This is a genomic window from Pseudomonas sp. NPDC088368 (genome assembly GCF_044753445.1).
GTDB classification, from domain to species: Bacteria; Pseudomonadota; Gammaproteobacteria; order Pseudomonadales; family Pseudomonadaceae; genus Aquipseudomonas; species Aquipseudomonas bambusae.
Genome location: NZ_JBIVNG010000006.1, coordinates 203,411 through 221,507, shown reverse-complemented (window position 1 = coordinate 221,507; position 18,097 = coordinate 203,411). Strand labels below are relative to the sequence as shown.

At 60.9% G+C, this 18,097-nt stretch carries 15 protein-coding genes; 10 read left to right on the top strand and 5 right to left on the bottom strand.

The window, feature by feature from the left end; all coding sequences use genetic code 11:
* Positions 1-21: 21 nt before the first annotated feature.
* From ACIQAL_RS15090 to ACIQAL_RS15060, 7 genes are all read left to right on the top strand, one after another.
* Positions 22-1,347: a sugar ABC transporter substrate-binding protein gene (locus ACIQAL_RS15090; protein WP_341964288.1), complete on the top strand. Its 1,326-nt coding sequence runs from the start codon at positions 22-24 to the stop codon at positions 1,345-1,347.
* A 77-nt stretch (positions 1,348-1,424) separates the two neighbouring features.
* The gene (locus ACIQAL_RS15085) at positions 1,425-2,357 is read left to right on the top strand and encodes a carbohydrate ABC transporter permease (protein WP_401146678.1); all 933 of its coding nucleotides are present in this window, start codon (positions 1,425-1,427) and stop codon (positions 2,355-2,357) included.
* A gap of 10 nt (positions 2,358-2,367) precedes the next feature.
* On the top strand, positions 2,368-3,201 hold the full coding sequence (locus ACIQAL_RS15080; protein WP_401146676.1) for a carbohydrate ABC transporter permease: 834 nt from the start codon (positions 2,368-2,370) through the stop codon (positions 3,199-3,201).
* 133 nt (positions 3,202-3,334) lie between these two features.
* On the top strand, positions 3,335-4,438 hold the full coding sequence (locus ACIQAL_RS15075; protein ID WP_166595509.1) for an ABC transporter ATP-binding protein: 1,104 nt from the start codon (positions 3,335-3,337) through the stop codon (positions 4,436-4,438).
* A 33-nt stretch (positions 4,439-4,471) separates the two neighbouring features.
* Positions 4,472-5,989, top strand: coding sequence for a mannitol dehydrogenase family protein (locus ACIQAL_RS15070; protein WP_401146672.1), 1,518 nt, complete (start codon positions 4,472-4,474; stop codon positions 5,987-5,989).
* Positions 5,990-6,012: 23 nt separating this feature from the next.
* Positions 6,013-7,494 carry a xylulokinase gene (gene xylB, locus ACIQAL_RS15065; protein ID WP_401146671.1) on the top strand — a complete coding sequence of 494 codons (1,482 nt, stop codon included), beginning with the start codon at positions 6,013-6,015 and terminating at the stop codon, positions 7,492-7,494.
* Positions 7,495-7,517: 23 nt separating this feature from the next.
* Entirely contained in the window at positions 7,518-8,453 is a 936-nt protein-coding gene (locus ACIQAL_RS15060) for a carbohydrate kinase (protein WP_401146668.1), read from the top strand.
* A gap of 62 nt (positions 8,454-8,515) precedes the next feature.
* Here ACIQAL_RS15060 and ACIQAL_RS15055 read toward each other — a convergent pair whose 3' ends face one another.
* The 5 genes from ACIQAL_RS15055 to ACIQAL_RS15035 all read right to left on the bottom strand — a co-directional run bounded on the left by ACIQAL_RS15055 (position 8,516) and on the right by ACIQAL_RS15035 (position 13,528).
* A complete protein-coding gene (locus ACIQAL_RS15055) occupies positions 8,516-8,995 on the bottom strand; it encodes a type II toxin-antitoxin system YhaV family toxin (protein WP_401146666.1) in 480 nt (159 codons plus the stop codon).
* Between the two features lie 3 nt (positions 8,996-8,998).
* On the bottom strand, positions 8,999-9,208 hold the full coding sequence (locus tag ACIQAL_RS15050; protein ID WP_401146664.1) for a hypothetical protein: 210 nt from the start codon (positions 9,206-9,208) through the stop codon (positions 8,999-9,001).
* 223 nt (positions 9,209-9,431) lie between these two features.
* Entirely contained in the window at positions 9,432-10,043 is a 612-nt protein-coding gene (locus ACIQAL_RS15045; RefSeq protein WP_401146661.1) for a hypothetical protein, read from the bottom strand.
* A 180-nt stretch (positions 10,044-10,223) separates the two neighbouring features.
* Positions 10,224-10,583: a winged helix-turn-helix transcriptional regulator gene (locus tag ACIQAL_RS15040; RefSeq protein WP_401146658.1), complete on the bottom strand. Its 360-nt coding sequence runs from the start codon at positions 10,581-10,583 to the stop codon at positions 10,224-10,226.
* Between the two features lie 155 nt (positions 10,584-10,738).
* Positions 10,739-13,528, bottom strand: coding sequence for an EAL domain-containing protein (locus ACIQAL_RS15035; protein ID WP_401146656.1), 2,790 nt, complete (start codon positions 13,526-13,528; stop codon positions 10,739-10,741).
* A gap of 644 nt (positions 13,529-14,172) precedes the next feature.
* On the opposite strand from ACIQAL_RS15035, the gene ACIQAL_RS15030 reads away from it, so the two are divergent.
* The 3 genes from ACIQAL_RS15030 to ACIQAL_RS15020 are packed head-to-tail and all read left to right on the top strand — an operon-like array spanning position 14,173 to position 18,069.
* Complete coding sequence (locus tag ACIQAL_RS15030) at positions 14,173-14,835, top strand: (2Fe-2S)-binding protein (RefSeq protein ID WP_166595499.1); 663 nt, start codon at positions 14,173-14,175, stop codon at positions 14,833-14,835.
* Positions 14,835-15,818: an FAD binding domain-containing protein gene (locus ACIQAL_RS15025; protein WP_401146654.1), complete on the top strand. Its 984-nt coding sequence runs from the start codon at positions 14,835-14,837 to the stop codon at positions 15,816-15,818. The genes ACIQAL_RS15030 and ACIQAL_RS15025 overlap by 1 nt, the downstream gene beginning before the upstream one ends.
* Before the next feature lie 16 nt (positions 15,819-15,834).
* Positions 15,835-18,069 carry a xanthine dehydrogenase family protein molybdopterin-binding subunit gene (locus ACIQAL_RS15020; RefSeq protein WP_401146651.1) on the top strand — a complete coding sequence of 745 codons (2,235 nt, stop codon included), beginning with the start codon at positions 15,835-15,837 and terminating at the stop codon, positions 18,067-18,069.
* Positions 18,070-18,097: the final 28 nt, after the last annotated feature.

Genomic DNA, 18,097 nt, shown 5'->3' with positions numbered 1-18,097 from the left:
GGCGCAGAAGAGGAGAGATACATGAAGACCTCTGCAAACGTTCTGCTCGCTGGCACCTGTCTCACTCTCGGCTTGACCCTCTGCAACAGCGCAACGGCGGGCGACGTCACCATCGCCACCGTCAACAACAGCGACATGATCCGCATGCAGCGGCTGTCCAAAACCTTCGAAGAACAGCATCCCGACATCAAACTGAAATGGGTCGTCCTCGAAGAGAACGTGCTGCGTCAACGCCTGACCACGGACATCGCCACCAAGGGCGGCCAGTTCGACGTGTTGACCATCGGCATGTACGAAGCCTCACTCTGGGGCGCCAAGGGCTGGCTCAAAGAGATGAATGATCTGCCAGCGTCCTACGCGCTGGATGACGTTTTCCCATCGGTGCGTGACGGCCTGTCCGTCGATGGCAAACTGTTCGCCCTGCCGTTCTACGCCGAAAGTTCGATCACCTATTACCGCAAAGACCTGTTCCAGGCCGCTGGCCTGACCATGCCGGAACGTCCGACCTGGACCCAGATTTCCGAATTCGCCGACAAGCTCACTGACAAATCGAAAGAACAGTACGGCATCTGCCTGCGTGGCAAGGCCGGCTGGGGTGAGAACATGGCGCTGATCAGCACCGTCGCCAACTCCTTTGGCGCGCGCTGGTTCGACGAGCAGTGGAAACCACAGTTCGACCAGCCTGAGTGGAAAAACGCGCTGACCTTCTACACCAACGTGATGAAGAAAGACGGCCCTCCCGGCGCCTCCAGTAACGGTTTCAACGAAAACCTGGCGCTGTTCAACAGCGGCAAGTGCGCCATCTGGGTCGACGCCAGCGTCGCCGGCTCCTTCGTGACCGACAAATCCCAGAGCAAGGTCGCGGACAGCGTCGGCTTCACGTACGCGCCGCACGAAGTCACCGACAAAGGCTCGGCATGGCTGTACTCGTGGGCCCTGGCGATTCCAACCAGCGCCAAGAACGACAAGGACGCTCGCGCGTTCACCGAGTGGGCAACGTCGAAAGAGTACGCGGCACTCGTCGCGAAGACTGACGGTGTGTCCAACGTACCGCCAGGCACTCGCGCCTCGACCTACACCGACGATTACAAGAAAGCGGCGCCGTTCGCCAACATCACCCTGGAATCCCTCAAGGCCGTGACGCCAAAAACGCCGACCCTGAAGCCGGTTCCGTACGTGGGCATTCAACTGGTGACCATCCCCGAGTTCCAGCAGATCGGTACCAACGTCGGTCAGCAATTCTCGGCGGCACTGGTGGGTTCGACCACCGTGGACGCTGCGCTGACCCAGGCACAAAGCGCGACCGAGCGTGACATGAAACGCGCGGGCTACCCGAAAAAGGGTTGATCCCGTCTGTTTCAAGGCAGCAGCGGGGATTTTCTCCCTGCTGCCCCGCTTAGCTACTGCCCCGGTTCGGAGTCATCATGAACACCTCAACCCTTCCCCCTCGCACGGCCACGGCTGGCGATAAAGACCAACAGAAAGGCAGCGTTACCAAGCCTGGCTGGTTTCTGGTCAGCCCATCGGTGCTGTTGCTGCTGGTCTGGATGATCGTCCCGCTGGGCATGACCATCTATTTCTCGCTGATCCGCTACAACCTGCTCAACCCCGGCGAGAATGAATTCGTCGGTCTTGAGAACTTTCAGTACTTCGTCACCGACTCGGGCTTTTTCCCCGGCGCGATGAACACCCTGTTGCTGGTCGGCAGTGTGCTGGCTATCAGCGTGATCCTCGGCGTGCTGATTTCCGCGCTGCTGGAAGCCACTGAATTCCTCGGTCGCGGCATCGTGCGCGTGCTGCTGATCTCGCCGTTCTTCATCATGCCCACCGTCAGTGCGCTGATCTGGAAGAACCTGATTTTCCACCCGGTCTCGGGGATTCTCGCCGCGGTCTGGAAGCTGTTCGGCGCGCAGCCTGTGGACTGGCTCGCCAATTACCCGATGCTGTCGATCATCATCATCGTGTCGTGGCAATGGCTGCCGTTCGCCATCCTGATCCTGATGACCGCCATGCAGTCGCTGGACCAGGAACAGAAAGAAGCCGCGCGTCTCGACGGCGCGGGCCCCATCGCGATCTTCTGGCACCTGACCCTGCCCCACCTCGCGCGCCCCATCGCTGTCGTCGTGATGATCGAAACCATCTTCCTGCTGTCGGTGTTCGCGGAAATCTTCACCACCACCAACGGCGGTCCGGGCTTCGCTTCGACCAACCTCGCGTACCTGATCTACAACCAGGCGCTGTTGCAATTCGACGTGGGCATGGCATCGGCAGGCGGCTTGATTGCCGTGGTCATTGCCAACATTGCCGCCATCATCCTGATCCGGATGATCGGCAAAAACCTCACCGACAAGACTTGAGGGCAAGGTCATGATGACGCTCAAACAATCCCGTCGCCTGCAAAGCGTGCTGCTTGGCACCTTGTCGTGGGTGATCGCGGCGCTGATTTTCTTCCCGATCTTCTGGATGGTGCTGACCAGCTTCAAGACCGAGATCGACGCGTTCGCCACCCCGCCGCAGTTCTTTTTCACGCCGACCCTGGAAAATTACCTGCACATCCAGGAGCGCAGCGACTACTTCCACTTCGCCTGGAACTCGATCCTGATTTCCTTTAGCGCGACGATTCTCTGCCTGCTGATTTCGGTCCCGGCCGCCTACTCCATGGCGTTCTTCGAGACCAAACGCACCAAGAGCACGCTGCTGTGGATGCTCTCCACCAAGATGCTGCCACCGGTGGGTGTGCTGATGCCGATTTACCTGCTCGCCAAGACATTCGGCCTGCTGGATTCGCGCCTGGCACTGATCGCGATCTACACGCTGATCAACCTGCCGATCGTGGTCTGGATGATTTACACCTACTTCAAGGACATTCCGGGAGAAATCCTCGAAGCCTCGCGGCTGGACGGCGCCACCACGCGCCAGGAAATTTTCAAGGTGCTGATCCCGATCTGCAAAGGCGGCTTGGCCTCGACGGCGCTGCTGTCGCTGATCCTGTGCTGGAACGAGGCGTTCTGGTCGCTGAACCTTACCTCGTCCAACGCCGCTCCGCTCACCGCGCTGATCGCCTCGTATTCAAGTCCCGAGGGGCTGTTCTGGGCCAAGTTGTCTGCGGTCTCGACCCTGGCCTGCGCGCCGATCCTGATCTTCGGCTGGATCAGCCAGAAACAACTGGTTCGTGGCCTGTCGTTTGGTGCAGTCAAGTAACAAGACCCCTGTAGGAGTGAGCTTGCTCGCGATCGCGGTATATCTGAAACGAATATATCGCCTGACATCACGCAATCGCGAGCAAGCTCACTCCTACAACTGATGAATTTGAAGAATAAAACTGGAGCCCCACATGGCTAACCTGACAATCAGAAATCTACAAAAAGGCTTCGACGGCCACCAGATCATCAAAGGCATCGACCTGGACGTCAAAGACCGCGAATTCGTGGTGTTCGTCGGCCCGTCGGGCTGCGGCAAATCCACGCTGCTGCGCCTGATCGCTGGCCTCGAAGACGTCACCAGCGGCAGCATCGAACTCGATGGCCGCGAGATCACCCAAGTCACCCCGGCCAAGCGCGACCTGGCGATGGTGTTCCAGACTTACGCCCTGTACCCGCACATGACCGTGGGCAAAAACCTCTCTTTCGCGCTGGACCTGGCGGGTACGCCAAAAGCCGAAGTCGAGAAGAAAGTCGCCGAAGCTGCACGCATTCTGGAACTCGGCCCGCTGCTGGAACGCAAACCCAAGCAACTGTCGGGCGGCCAGCGTCAGCGTGTGGCCATCGGTCGCGCCATCGTGCGCAACCCGAAAATCTTCCTGTTTGACGAACCGCTGTCCAACCTCGACGCCGCGCTGCGCGTGCAGACCCGTCTGGAGCTCTCGCGCCTGCACAAAGAGCTGGAAGCGACCATGATCTACGTGACCCACGATCAGGTCGAAGCCATGACCCTGGCTGACAAGGTGGTCGTGCTGAACGGCGGCCGCGTGGAACAGGTCGGCTCCCCTCTTGAGCTGTATCACCACCCGGCGAACCTGTTCGTGGCAGGCTTCCTCGGCACGCCGAAAATGGGCTTCCTCAAAGGCAAAGTCAGTCGCGTGGATGCCAGCGGCTGTGAAGTCACTCTGGACGCCGGCACCAAGATCAATCTGCCCTTCACCAATGCGCAACAAAGTGTTGGCGACGCCGTGACCCTGGGCATTCGTCCGGAGCATCTGGAGCTGGCCAATGCGGGTGACTGCCAGTTGCAAGTCGTCGCCGACGTCAGCGAACGCCTGGGCAGCGACACCTATTGCCACGTCCGCACGCAGTCCGGCGAAGCGCTGACCATGCGCATTCGCGGGGACCTCGCCAGCCAGTACGGCGAAACCCTGAACCTGCACCTGGACAGCGCCCACTGCCACCTGTTCGACGCACAGGGCCAGGTCATCCGTAAAGCCTTGCAGGCCGCTGCCTAAGCCGGCGGCCCTCACAGAATCGGGAATGCAGTCATGAAACTGAACAAACAGAACCTGTCGAACCTGGGTGTTGGCATAAATCTGCCCGCCTACGCCCTCGAAGACCGCCGTCAGGGCATCGCCCACATTGGCGTCGGTGGCTTTCACCGCGCGCATCAGGCGTTCTACACCGACGCTCTGATGTCTCTCGGTGCCAAGGACCAAAGCGGCGAAGGTCTGGACTGGGCCATCTGCGGCGTCAGCCTGCGTGAAGAAGACCGTAACAACTTCGAAGCGCTCAAAGACCAGGACTTCCTCTACACCCTGTTCGAACTGGGCGACACGCCCGACACAGAGACCCGCATCATCGGCGCCATGAGCCAGATGCTGATGTCCACCGACAATGACCTCGCGCTGATCGACAAGCTCGCCAGCCCCGAGATTCGCATCGTCTCGCTGACCATCACCGAAGGCGGCTATTGCATCGACGACAGCACCGGCGAGTTCATGAGCCACCTGCCGCAGATCCAGCACGACCTCGCGCATCCCGCCACACCGAAAACTGTGTTCGGCTATCTGTGCGCCGCGCTGGCCAAACGCCGCGCCGAGGGCACGCCTGCGTTCACCCTGATGTCGTGCGATAACCTGCCGCACAACGGCGCCGTGACCCGCAAGGCGCTGCTGGCCTTCGCCAAACTGCGCGACGCCGAGCTGCACGACTGGATCGCCAACAATGTCAGCTTCCCCAACGCCATGGTTGACCGCATCACGCCGATGACCAGCACCGCCCACCGCCTGCAATTGCACGATGCAAAAGGGATTGATGACGCCTGGCCGGTGGTCTGCGAACCGTTCGTGCAGTGGGTGCTGGAAGACAAATTCGTCAACGGCCGTCCGGCGTGGGAAAAAGTCGGCGTGCAGTTCACCGACGACGTTACGCCGTACGAAGAAATGAAGATCAAGCTGCTTAACGGTAGCCATTTGGCCCTGACCTACCTCGGCGCGCTGAAAGGCTACCGCTTCGTTCACGAAACCATGAACGACCCGCTGTTTGTCGACTACATCCGCACTTACATGGACCTGGACGTCACGCCGCAACTCGCGCCCGTGCCTGGCATCGATCTGACCAATTACAAACAGACGCTGATCGACCGTTTTTCCAATCAGGCCATCGCTGACCAACTGGAGCGTGTGTGCTCGGATGGCTCATCGAAATTCCCGAAATTCACGGTGCCAACCATCAACCGCCTGATCGTCGACAACGGCAACATGGACCGCGCCTCTCTCGTGGTGGCTGCCTGGGCCTTGTACCTGCAAGGCAACAGAACCGGCGATTTCAAGGGTGAAAACGGCGTCGAGTACAAGGTTGTCGATCCACGCGCTGACTTCTGCAAAGCGCTGGTGGCCGATGACGTGCTGGTGACGCAACGCCTGCTGGAAGTCGAGGAAATCTTCGGCGCAGCGATTCCGAAATCCGCTGAATTCGTGGCCTCGTTCGAGAAAAACCTGAACAGCCTGAAGCAGCTCGGTGTCAGCAAAACCCTGGAAAACCTGTTGGCGAAAACCCTCTGAGCGTCAGAGGTAAAGAGGTGAACATGTTTCTCGGCATCGATTGCGGCACCCAAGGCACCAAGGCCATCGTGCTTGATGCGGCCAGCGGCAAGGTTCTGGGCGAAGGCTCAGGCGCGCACCACATGATCAGCGGCGCCAACGGGCGTCGTGAACAGGACGTGCAGGAATGGCTGACCGCCTTCGAAGAGGCAACGGCTGCGGCGTTGGCGCAAGCGGGGATCAGCGGTGCCGAAATTCAAGGCATCGGGGTGTCCGGCCAGCAACACGGCCTGGTGATGATCGACGAACTGGGCCACGTGTTGCGCCCGGCCAAGCTCTGGTGCGATACCGAATCGGCGCCCGAGAACGATCGTCTGCTGGAGTATCTGGGGGGCGAATCCGGCTCACTGGAACGCCTGGGCATCGCCATCGCGCCGGGCTACACCGTTTCCAAGCTGCTCTGGACCAAAGAGCAGTTCCCGGAACTGTTCGCCCGGATCGACAAGATCCTGCTGCCCCACGACTTCCTCAATTACTGGCTGACCGGGCGCTGCTGCAGCGAATTCGGCGACGCATCCGGCACCGGCTATTTCAACGTGCGCACCCGAGAATGGGACGTCGACATCCTCAACCACATCGACCAGACGGGCCGGTTGGTCAAGGCGCTGCCGACCCTGCTCGACGCCCATGAACCCGTGGGCAAGATCCTGCCCGCCATCGCCGAACGTCTGGGCCTCAACCCTGAGGCCATCGTTTCCAGCGGTGGCGGTGACAACATGATGGGCGCCATCGGCACCGGCAACATCACGCCGGGTTCGATCACCATGAGCCTCGGTTCGTCTGGCACCGTTTATGCCTTCGCTGATGCGGGCAACGTCAGCGCACAGCCTTCGGTCGCGACCTTCTGTTCGTCGTCCGGCGGCTGGCTGCCGCTGATCTGCACCATGAACCTGACCAACGCTACCAGCGCCATCCGCGAGCTGTTCGCGTTGGACATCGGTGCGTTCAACGCCGCCATCGCCTCGTCGCCCATCGGTGCCCAAGGCGTGCTGATGCTGCCGTTCCTCAACGGCGAACGCGTTCCCGCCCTGCCCCACGCCACCGGCAGCATCCTCGGACTGGACAGCACCAACCTGACCCAGGCCAACCTGTGCCGCGCCGTGGTCGAGGGCACCACCTTCGGCCTGCGTTACGGGCTGGATCTGTTGCGTGAGAGCGGGATCAAAAGCGCCAACATCCGGCTGATCGGCGGCGGCGCGAAAAGCGCGATCTGGCGGCAGATCGTCGCCGACATCATGGACACCCCGGTCGTCTGCACCACCGGCACTGAAGCGGCCGCCCTGGGCGCGGCGATTCAGGCCGCCTGGTGCCATTCACACGCCAGCGGCGGCAACGAGGCATTGCAGGCGCTGTGCGAACGTTGCGTCAGCCTCGACGCCAGCAGTGAAACGAAACCGCTGCCTGAACACGTGGCCGCGTACCATACGGTTTATCAGCACTACCGCAATCAATTGCAGGGCATCTGACGACTGCCCTTAATGGAGCACCTATGTATCTGGTCTGTGGCGAAGCACTGTTCGACTTTTTCAGTCAGCCGGACAGCGCCCAACTCAACAAAATCGGCTACCAGGCCATCGCGGGCGGCTCGCCGTTCAACGTCGCAGTCGGCCTGCGTCGATTGGGCGTGGACGCCGGTTTCTTCGCCGGTATTTCCACGGACTATCTGGGCAAACGCCTGGCGGCGGTACTGAAAGAAGAAGGCGTGCGGGATGATTTTCTGATTCATTTCGACGCCCCGACCACCCTGTCGATGGTCGCAGTGGGCGCCGATGGCTCGCCGCAATACAGCTTCCGGGGTGAAGGCTGCGCCGACCGCTTGCTGACGACCGATCAACTCCCGGTGCTGGACACCAGCGTTCGCGGCTTGCACGTGGGATCATTCTCGTTGGTCGTCCAGCCGGTAGCCGATACGCTGCTGGCATTGGTGCGACGCGAAAGCGGCCAGCGCCTGATCACCTTCGACCCCAACGTGCGCTTGAACCCGGCACCGAGCATCGAGCTGTGGCGTACCCAGGTGGCCCAATTCGCCGAGCACGCGCACATCATCAAAGTCAGCGACGAAGACCTGCATCTGCTCTACCCCGACACCGACGCGGAAACCGAGGCCAAGGGCTGGCTGCAACACAACTGCCAACTGGTGATCATGACCCGTGGCCGTCAAGGCGCCACCGTCTTCACCCGCGAGCTCGGCCACTGGTCCGTCCCGGCCCGCGACGTCAAGACGGCGGATACCGTCGGCGCCGGTGACACCTTCCAGGCCGCGCTCATTACCTTTCTGACCGAACGTCACCTCGACACCCCGGCGAGCCTGCCAGGATTGAGCCGCGAGACGCTGACCGACATGCTCAATTTCGCCGTGGCTGCGGCGGCGGTGACGTGCACGCGGGTGGGGCCGGATTTGCCGTATCGGGATCAGGTGGTTTGACGCACCACCCTTTTCTAACATGCGAAAAAAACCGGCGTAATGCCGGTTTTTACGTCTTGAACTCACGCCCGCCAAAATACCGGGTCCGAAACGTCCAGCAGGTCCGCAAAGGTCTTAGGCATGCCGCCGTTGCGCAACAAAGCTTTGAATGTGGCGTAGACATCTGTTCTCGCGCCATCCTTACGTAACGTTGTTTCGTCGTTCAGCCATGCATAAACGATTCGACGTGAGGCGTCGTTCCTGAATTGAAAGAACAGTCGGTAGCGATGAGGAAGCCCTGATTTGACCCTGCGCCAATGACGGCAGTCTTTTCCCAAGGTATTCCCTAGTACGTACCCCTGCGCAGCCGGGTTCTCGGGAACACGCTCTCGAACGGAAGTGTCGACCTTCTCGAAAAATTTGTAGTGGGGATGATGGTGAAATCCGCTGGGGTCGCGGTCGACAAGCGACTCAACCTCTTCAATCAGTGATTTGAGGCGGTTCAGAAAAAGCGGATGGCCGAAGAGCGCCCAACCATTGATTACTGTCGTCCCTGCCTGCATGGATCACCCCTCCAACAGGTGATCGTTCTCGCGGTTGGCGTTCGCCTTCGCTCTCAGACGCTCCATTCGGGAGAGCAATGACGCTGGAATCGGCTTGATGTCATCGGGCCTGTCCGTCAGATCTGCTTGCACGAGTTGCAGGAAAGCTTTCTTGACGCGCTGAGCTTCACGCTCGGCAGCCATGGACACTATCTGTGCATTGAATCGAGACATGACTCACTCCTTGAGTAGAGGCGGTTGACTGAACATAGGCAGGACTATACCGCAACCCTTCGCATTCGATGGACTACGCGATTCAACTTATCGGAGACGGGAGATGTAGGAAGACACCACTGAATTCGCCGCGAATTGGCTGAGGTTCAATCAAAAAAAGGGGCAGCCGGTGATCACCGCTGCCCCTTCTTCATTCATCCCCCACTCCGCCAACACCCAAGACTCAGGCCATTTCCGCCTTCGCCATGGCGATCTTGGCCTTGACCTCTTGCTCAGCGGTTTGCAGCTCGGTTTTCTGTTTCTGCAGGTCAGCCACTTTCTTGTCCACCGCCGCTTGTTGCTCCGGCGTCATGGCGTCGTACTGTTCCTTGCTCACGCCGGTCAGCTGCTGACGCACCTTCTCGGCATCGGTCTGGTTCATGTACGCCAGGAAATCGGCCTTGGCCGAAGAACTGCTACTGGTGCTGGTGTCGCTGTTATCGACCGCCGCCATTTCGGTATCGACGGTTTTGCTCACGCTGTCCGTCGACGCGATCTGTTTGTCACCGGTGGCCGCGAACGCAGCTGCCGCAGCCGCTTTGTCTTCATCCGACACCTTGGACGTGGCGTTGGCCAGGGAGGCTTTGAGGTTCACCATCATTTTGGCGAAAGACTCGTTGTAGCCCTGATCCGCGCTGCTTTGGGTGGAGCTGTCGGTACTGCCCGCCAGTGCGGCAACCGGCGCGGAAGCGCTGGCCGTCGCAGCGGTGTACGCATCCTTGTCTGTCGTGTCGTAGTGCGTGTGAGCCACGGCCTTCGACACGAAGTGCTGGATCGTACTGTTATCAATGATCATCTTTCACCTCCTTATCAGGTTATCGATGCACCCTCGACAGCAGCAAAAGCAATGCCACATGCTGATACATATGCTGAAAGGCCCGCCCTACGCGGGGTGCAAGGGATAGAAGGTTTCGAAGGAAGCGGCAATGTCGGCGCTGCCTTGCCGGGAACGGCAGGCCTTCGCCGCTCTGGCCGCTCAGCGCGGCGGCTGTTGGTCCTGCAAACGCAGGCCCCAGTCACGCAGGGAGGCCACCACGGGCCCGACTTCCCGGCCCTTGGCGGTCAGCAGGTATTCGAGCCGCGGCGGATGCTGCTCGTACAGACGACGCTCGATCAGACCGTTGGCTTCCAGGGCCTTGAGCCGGGTGGACAGCGTGCTCGGGGCGCACCCCTTGAGCGAGTCCTGCAAATCCTGAAAACGTCGCGAGGGGTTACGCAGCAGGTCGCGCAGGATGAGGATCACCCAGCGCTCGCCGATCACCTCCAGCGCGGTGATCACCGGGCAAAAGGCGTAGTCGGGAAAGGCTGGACGGTTATCGGGATCGGATTCGGACATGGGCGCGAGTCTAGCAAGGGCGTATTGAGCTGGAAAGCCTGGGTTAACTGTGTGCCATCCTCGTATCTGCATGGCTTGCCAACGGTGGCGATATTACAGAGTCACCGCCGGCAAGCCGGACTGCTGAGCGGCCGCAGGGGTCATGAACCTATGGGTCAGAGCAACTCACTCAAATCCAGTTTCTCCTGTGGCACTGGCATCGAGAAGTAATACCCCTGCGCCTGCCCTGCCCCCATTTCACGCAGCAATTGCAACGTATCGGCGTCTTCTACCCCCTCGGCGACCACCGTCAGCCCCAGCGATTCGGCCATGCGCACGATGGCGCGGACGATGGCGCGGCTGCGGGAGCTGGTGGTCAGTTCGAGGGTGAAGGACTTGTCGATCTTCAGGCCGCTGAAATGGTACTGGTGCACGTAACTGAGCGACGAGAATCCCGCGCCGAAGTCGTCAAGCACCGTCGAGACGCCGTTGTCCGCCAAGTGCTTCATGGCCTGACGCGCCAGTTCCGGTTCGGCCACCAGCGCCCCTTCGGTCAATTCCAGACAGATGCGCGACGGCGCCACGCCATGTTGCGCGAGCAGCCCCAGCACTTCGCCAGCGAATTCCGGTCGGCTGATGCTGTAGCTCGAACAGTTGACGTGCACGGTCGGCCAATGGGCATGACTGGGCTGCGCCAACATCGCCACCACCTGTTGCAGCATGTAATAGTCCAGCCGTCCAATCAGGCGCAGGCCTTCCAGCGCGGGCAGGAACAGCCCCGGCGCGATCACTCGGCCATCGGCCTGACGCCAGCGGATGAGCGCTTCCAACGCCAGAATTTTGCCCGTGGCAACGTCGATGATCGGCTGAAAATACGGCAGCAATTCGTCAGTGCGCTTGAGGGCGTTACGCAACGCACCCTCCTGCTCCATCTGGTCGGACACCTCGCGCCGCACTTCCTGGTTGAACACGGCGTAACTGTCGCGCCCGGCGTTCTTGACCCGGTACATCGCCGTGTCGGCATCTCGCAACAGGTCGGCCGGCTCTTTGTGGAATTGCAGATCAGCGCCGACCACCCCAATGCTGCACGACGAAAACACCGCATGTCCGTCGATGTAGAACGGCACATCGAATGCCAGCAGGATGCGCTCGGCAATCGCCACCGTGACGTCAGGCGGCGCGGAGTAGGCCAGTACCGCAAACTCATCGCCACCCAAGCGCGCCAGCAGGTCACTCTCGCGCATGCAACTGCGCAGCCGGTCAGCCGCTTGAATCAGCAACAGATCCCCCGAATGATGCCCAAGGCTGTCGTTGACCATTTTGAAGCGATCCAGGTCGATGAACATAACCGCGAGGTCCTGACCGTGAGCGCAAAAATCCTGCCACGCGCCTTGCAGACGGTGCTGCAAGTGGCTGCGATTAGGCAACCCGGTCAGGGAATCGTGAGCGTTTTCGTGCTGCAACTTGGCGTTGGCGTAGTCCAGCTCTCGGGTGCGGTCCTGCACCCGGGCTTCCAGTCGTACGTTGGCCGTGTGAATGGCCTCCGCCGCGCTACGACGGGACAGCGCCGTGTCGATGTGTCGCGAGACGAACGTCAGCAAATCCTGATCACGCAGCGAATAGCTGACATGGGGCGAATAACTCTGCACCGCCAGCACGCCGCGCACGGTGTCGCCGTCAAACAGCGGAATGCCCAGCCAGGAACAGGAGCGATTGATCTCGTTCTGAATCGTGATTTCGCCATTGCCTTCCAGACGTCGCGCCTCGGCACTGTCGATCAGGCACGGGCGACGCTGGCGAATCACGTACTCAGTGAAACCGCGCTCGCCGCGACGGGGGTCCGGGCGGCGGGTCAGCCGTTCGTCGACGTAGTACGGAAAGGTCACCTCGTCCGTGGCGTCGTCGTAGAGCGCAATGTAGAAGTTCAGGGCAAACAGCAGTTCGCCGACAATCCCGTGCAGGCTCTTGAACAGGTCGGTCATGTCCCCCGGCTGACTGGACAATTCGGTGATCTGGAACAGCGCGCTCTGCAAATGCTCGGCCCGCTCGCGGTCGGCGACTTCATTGCGCAGGGCGTCGTTGAGCCGCGACAGCTCCAGCGTGCGGCGCACCACGGTTTCTTCCAGGTGCGCACGGTGCAGGATGCGGTCCAGCGCCATGGCCACGTGACGCGCGACCACCAGAAACAGCTCTTGATCCTCGACGCTGTAGACCCGTGACAGGTCGTAGACTTGCATCGCCAGCATGCCGAACACGTCGTCGGAAGCGTTCTTCAGCGGCGCCCCCATCCAGAATTCGGGCCGATGCCCGACGCAGTAAAACCGCTCCTGAGACTGGGCGCGTTCGATTCCGGCCGCGTCTACAAACAACGGCTGCTCGGTGGTCAGCACATAACCGGTCATGGACAGCCGTTCCGGATCGAGAAACTCCTGGGTCTCGGCTTCCAGCGCGTCGACATCGGTGATGTCGATGTAATAGGGATAGGTGATCTTGCCGCTGTGGCCTTCGTACAACGCCAGATAGAAGTTCTCGGCGTCGATCAGGGTCGACAGCTGCCGGTGCACGCCTTGCAGAAACGCCGGGCGGTCACGGGTCGAACTGGCCAGATAGGTGATTTCGTACAGCACCCGTTGAGTGGCTTGGGCCCGAGTCAGAGCATCGGTCTGCAACCGCAGTCCCAGTTTGCTTGCCAGGGCCAGTAAAAACGGATTGCTCGACTCGCGTTCGGGGGTCAGTAACCAGCCCAGCGGGCTTTCGCCATGCCCGGTCACCCAGCGGTGTAATCCATGATCACGACAGAAAGCGTCGAAGCCTTCACGGGGAATGAGTGACGGCCACTCGGTCGCGGCATCGCCCTGCCCCAACAAATGCATGTGCCGGTTGGCACGGTAGGCGGCCCAGCTCAATCCGGGGGTCGCGCTGGTCGCAGCTTTCAGCACTGCTTCGAGAGAGTTTTCGTCGATCATCGATGTCGCATTTTCCGAAACATCATCTGCCAGACACGCTGTTTCCTCGGTCGCCGGCGAGCGCTGAACGGGATTCGTGACGTGGGAATTCATAGGCGCTCCATTGCCAGCGTGGGACTGAGCTATCTTCATGGGGTCTGACTGAGGGATGCAAGCGCCATATTCGTTCCAGCTGCCTATAAACGACGAAAAAAACGCGATTTCACGACATTTCACGTGACAGTTGCCTGAGTCTCAGTTCTATATCGGCAGCCAACCGTTGAAATGAAAGATTTTCCGCGCACGCCGGTCAGATCGACCTACATCATATGATCGTCTTTCGACTGCTGACCTTTCGAGGTTCTCGCCTGTCTAAATCCTTGCCAATTATCCGCAACCAACCCCATTGCCTCAGGTCATTAACTCTGGGGTGATGCTGCTCCCCCCAGTGGCAACGCTTTCTCCGCAAGACGTCGATGCCGAACGCAACGAGTACGTCGGGGGATTGGCGAGAAATCTTCAACAGTGCATGCAGTTATTCGAATGAATGCTCGGTTCGCTCATTGTTTATCGTGGGTGACTTGACGCTTTCACTGCCGCAGATGCCCGTTCGCTGCTCAACCGTCAGCGCCGGGCCTGACTCAATGCTGACGAGGAACCTGTCCATGACCGATCAGCCTGATCACAAAGAACCTGTGTCCGACCTCACGGCCTTCACCGTGCCGTCGCGACGAAATTTCCTGAAATCCATTGGCGTGTCCGGCCTCGCGGCAGCCACGGCTCCGATGTGGACCCAAGCCCTCGAAGCCCAGGCCGCCGTGGCCGACGACGTCGATCCGCCCGCCAAAGACGAACGGCGCATGACTCTCAAGGTCAACGGCCAGGCCCACACGCTCAACCTCCCGGCCAATGCCGCATTGCTGGACGTACTGCGTGATCGCCTGCAGCTGACCGGCACCAAGAAAGGCTGCGACCACGGCCAGTGCGGTGCGTGCACCGTTCACGTCAACGGCACGGCCATCAATTCGTGCTTGTCGCTGGCGGCCATGCACGAAGGCGACGAGATCACCACCGTCGAAGGTCTGGCGAAGGACGGCAAACTGCACCCGGTGCAGGAAGCGTTCTGGGAACACGACGCCTACCAGTGCGGTTACTGCACCAGCGGCCAGATCATGAGCGCCGTGGCGGTGTTGCAAGACAAAAACATTGGCAGCGACGACCACAGCGTGCGCGAAGCCATGAGCGGCAATATCTGCCGATGTGGCGCCTACAAGAACATCCTGGCGGCCATTCAAAGTGCGCGGATCAAATTGCAGGAGGTGACCTGATGAGAGCCCTCGATTATGTGCGCGCCAGCAGCGTTGAGCAGGCCGTGGCGGCCCACTCGAAAAGCCAGACCGCCTTCTTTCTCGCGGGCGGCACCACCCTGCTGGACCTGGTGAAGCTGGACGTGATGCCCGCCGACCAGGTCATCGACGTCAATCACCTGTCCCTCAAGCAGGTCGAGGTGCAGAAAGACGGCAGCGTGCGCGTCGGCGCGTTGGTGACCAACACCGCCCTCGCCCACCACCCTTACATTCTTGAGCACTACCCGGTGCTGTCCCAGGCGTTGCTATCCGGCGCCACCACGCAGTTGCGCAACAAGGCCACCACGGCGGGCAACGTCATGCAGCGGGTGCGCTGCAATTACTTCCGCGACGGCCATTCGGCCTGCAATAAACGCGAACCGGGTTCGGGCTGTGCCGCCATCGACGGCCATAACCGCAGCGTGCACGCGGTGCTGGGCACCAGCGATCAATGCATCGCGACCCACCCGTCGGACATGTGCGTGGCGATGGCGGCGATTGGCGCGAAGGTCGAGGTGCAAGGGCCGAAGGGTTCACGCAGCGTCGACTTTCTCGACTTCCATTTGCTGCCGGGTTCGACCCCGTGGAAAGAGCACGCCTTGCAGGATGACGAGTTGATCACCCACGTGGTGCTGGATGCGCCGCTGGCGAACAGCAAGTCCGGTTACCTGAAATTGCGTGACCGTGCTTCGTACCAGTTCGCCCTCGCCTCCAGCGCGGTGATTCTGGTGATGGATGGCAACACCGTGCGTGAAGCGCGCATCGCGATGGGCGGCGTCGGCACCAAGCCGTGGCGTGCCCAGGAAGCGGAGCGCGCCTTGAAAGGCGCGACGTTGACCCCGCAGAACATGGAAAAAGCCGCCGCCCTTGCGTTGCAGGGCGCCAAACCGTACCGCCACAACGCCTACAAGATTGCCCTCGGGCAGCAGGCGATCGTGCGCAACCTCAGCACGCTGACGGCCTGATCGGGAGGATCGAGACATGACGGATTCAAACATGATCGGCGCGGCGCCCCGGCGCATCGACGGCCGACGCAAGGTCACCGGCACCGCGATGTATGCCTCTGACCATCACCTGAAAAACATGGCCTACGGCTACGGCGTGTTCAGCACCATTGCCAGTGGCAAGGTGACCGGGCTGGACCTGGACGCCGCGCGCCAATCCCCCGGCGTGCTGGACATCTTTCACCATGGCAATTTCCCTGAGCTGTACCACAACTCGACATTGCCGATGTCGTTCGCGCAGATCCTCAAGGCCGCCAAGTCCGATGAAAGCCGTCTGCCGTTCGAAGACGACACGGTTTACTACGCCGGGCAGTTCGTCGCGCTGGTGGTGGCCGACACCTTCGAACACGCAAGAGCCGCGGCCTATAAGGTCAAGGTCAGCTACAGCAAGAGCGACGCCGTGGCCAACCTCGAACAGGGCATGAAGGCGGGCAAGCTGCAGGACGGCAGCCCCGGCCACAGTCGTGGCGACGCGGGTGCGGCATTCGACAGCGCCGCCCACAGCATTGATGCGACCTACACCACTCCCGTCGAAACCCACAACCCGATGGAAATGCACGCGACCGTCGCCAGTTGGGAAGACGGCCGGTTGATCGTTTACGAAGCCAGCCAGGGCGTCGTTGCGCATCGCAATTCGCTGGCGAAAATCTTCGGTCTGATCCCGGAAAAGGTCGAAGTCCGTGCGCCGTTCATTGGCTCGGGCTTCGGCAGCAAGCTGTGGATCTGGCCCCACTCCGTCGCCGCCAGTGGCGCGGCGAAAGTGCTCAATCGCCCGGTGCAACTGGTCGTGCCCCGCGAGCAGATGTTCACCACCACTGGCCACCGGCCGGAAACCCGTCAACGCCTGCGCCTCGCCACGGATGACAAGGGCAAGTTGGTGTCGGTGCGTCACGAATCGATCAACACCACGTCGTTTACCGACCCATACAAGGAAAACTGCGGGACCTCGACCAAAAGCCTCTACAGCTGCGCCAACGTGCTGACCAGCCACAAGATCATTGAGGTCAATCGCGGCACGCCGACATCGATGCGTGCGCCGGGGGCCGCGCCGGGTCTGTTCGCGCTGGAGTCGGCGATGGACGAGATGGCCGACAAAATCGGCATGGACCCGCTGGCGTTCCGCAAGCTGAATGTCTCCGAACGCGACGAAAGCCAGAACTTGCCGTGGTCGAGCAACCATTTGCAGGCGTGCATCGATCAGGCCGGCGAGCGCTTTGGCTGGAGCAAGCGCGATCCGAAGCCGGGCTCGATGAAAGACGGTCACGAGATCATCGGCTACGGCATGGCGGCTTGTAACTGGGACGCCTACCGCACGCCTGCGGAGGCGCAAGTGTCGTTGCGCGCCGACGGCACGGCCTATGCGATCTGCGGCGTGCAGGACATCGGCACCGGCACCTACACCATCGTCGCGCAGGTGGTGAGCAGCATCACGGGCATCCCGCTGGACAAGATCGAGGTCGAATTGGGCAACTCGTCGTTCCCGCCTGCCCCGGTGTCCGGCGGTTCCTGGGCAACGGCCAGCGTGCTCCCCGCGATTGCCGAAGCGACGCGTCAGGCGGTCGAGCAATTGAAGGCCCTCTCCACGGCGCCGAAAGGCGTGTTTGCCGGGGCCAAGGCCGATCAGGTCAGCTTCGAGCAGGGTCAGTTGAAGAGCGGCGACAAGACCTTCGCGATTGCTGACGTGCTCAAGGCACAGAAACAATCCAGCGCCTTTGGCGAGGCCAAGACCGGCATGAATGACACCAGCAAGCATTCGTTTCGATCGTTCGGGGTGCACTTCGTCGAGGTGCGTTGGGACCCGGGGATTTCCCGCTTGCGTGTGGCGCGGGTCGTCAGTGCGATCGACGTCGGCAAGGTGATCAACCACAAGACTGCGCTCAATCAGGTCGAAGGAGCGATTGTGATGGGCGTCGGCATGGCGCTGTTCGAAGGCACGGACTTCGATGAGCGCAACGGCATGCCGGTGAACAACAACTACGCCGAGTACGTGGTGCCGGTGCATGCGGACCAGCCGGAGATCGACGTGATTCTGCTCGACTACCCGGACTATGAACTGAACGAGTTCGGGGCACGGGGGATTGGCGAGATCGGCATCACGGGCCTGGCCGCTGCGGTGGCGAATGCCGTGGCCCATGCCACCGGCAAGCGGATTCGTGATTTGCCGATCACCCTGGACAAGCTGATGGAGTTACCACCGACCCTGAGTGCGTAAAGCAAGGTTGTGCCATCCGCAATAATCC

Bases quoted from the DNA above. Each gene is read 5' to 3' on its own strand.
- ACIQAL_RS15090 (WP_341964288.1), top strand. From the start codon at position 22: ATGAAGACCTCTGCAAACGTTCTGCTCGCTGGCACCTGTCTCACTCTC.
- ACIQAL_RS15085 (WP_401146678.1), top strand. From the start codon at position 1,425: ATGAACACCTCAACCCTTCCCCCTCGCACGGCCACGGCTGGCGATAAA.
- ACIQAL_RS15080 (WP_401146676.1), top strand. From the start codon at position 2,368: ATGATGACGCTCAAACAATCCCGTCGCCTGCAAAGCGTGCTGCTTGGC.
- ACIQAL_RS15075 (WP_166595509.1), top strand. From the start codon at position 3,335: ATGGCTAACCTGACAATCAGAAATCTACAAAAAGGCTTCGACGGCCAC.
- ACIQAL_RS15070 (WP_401146672.1), top strand. From the start codon at position 4,472: ATGAAACTGAACAAACAGAACCTGTCGAACCTGGGTGTTGGCATAAAT.
- xylB (WP_401146671.1), top strand. From the start codon at position 6,013: ATGTTTCTCGGCATCGATTGCGGCACCCAAGGCACCAAGGCCATCGTG.
- ACIQAL_RS15060 (WP_401146668.1), top strand. From the start codon at position 7,518: ATGTATCTGGTCTGTGGCGAAGCACTGTTCGACTTTTTCAGTCAGCCG.
- ACIQAL_RS15055 (WP_401146666.1), bottom strand. From the start codon at position 8,995: ATGCAGGCAGGGACGACAGTAATCAATGGTTGGGCGCTCTTCGGCCAT.
- ACIQAL_RS15050 (WP_401146664.1), bottom strand. From the start codon at position 9,208: ATGTCTCGATTCAATGCACAGATAGTGTCCATGGCTGCCGAGCGTGAA.
- ACIQAL_RS15045 (WP_401146661.1), bottom strand. From the start codon at position 10,043: ATGATCATTGATAACAGTACGATCCAGCACTTCGTGTCGAAGGCCGTG.
- ACIQAL_RS15040 (WP_401146658.1), bottom strand. From the start codon at position 10,583: ATGTCCGAATCCGATCCCGATAACCGTCCAGCCTTTCCCGACTACGCC.
- ACIQAL_RS15035 (WP_401146656.1), bottom strand. From the start codon at position 13,528: ATGATCGACGAAAACTCTCTCGAAGCAGTGCTGAAAGCTGCGACCAGC.
- ACIQAL_RS15030 (WP_166595499.1), top strand. From the start codon at position 14,173: ATGACCGATCAGCCTGATCACAAAGAACCTGTGTCCGACCTCACGGCC.
- ACIQAL_RS15025 (WP_401146654.1), top strand. From the start codon at position 14,835: ATGAGAGCCCTCGATTATGTGCGCGCCAGCAGCGTTGAGCAGGCCGTG.
- ACIQAL_RS15020 (WP_401146651.1), top strand. From the start codon at position 15,835: ATGACGGATTCAAACATGATCGGCGCGGCGCCCCGGCGCATCGACGGC.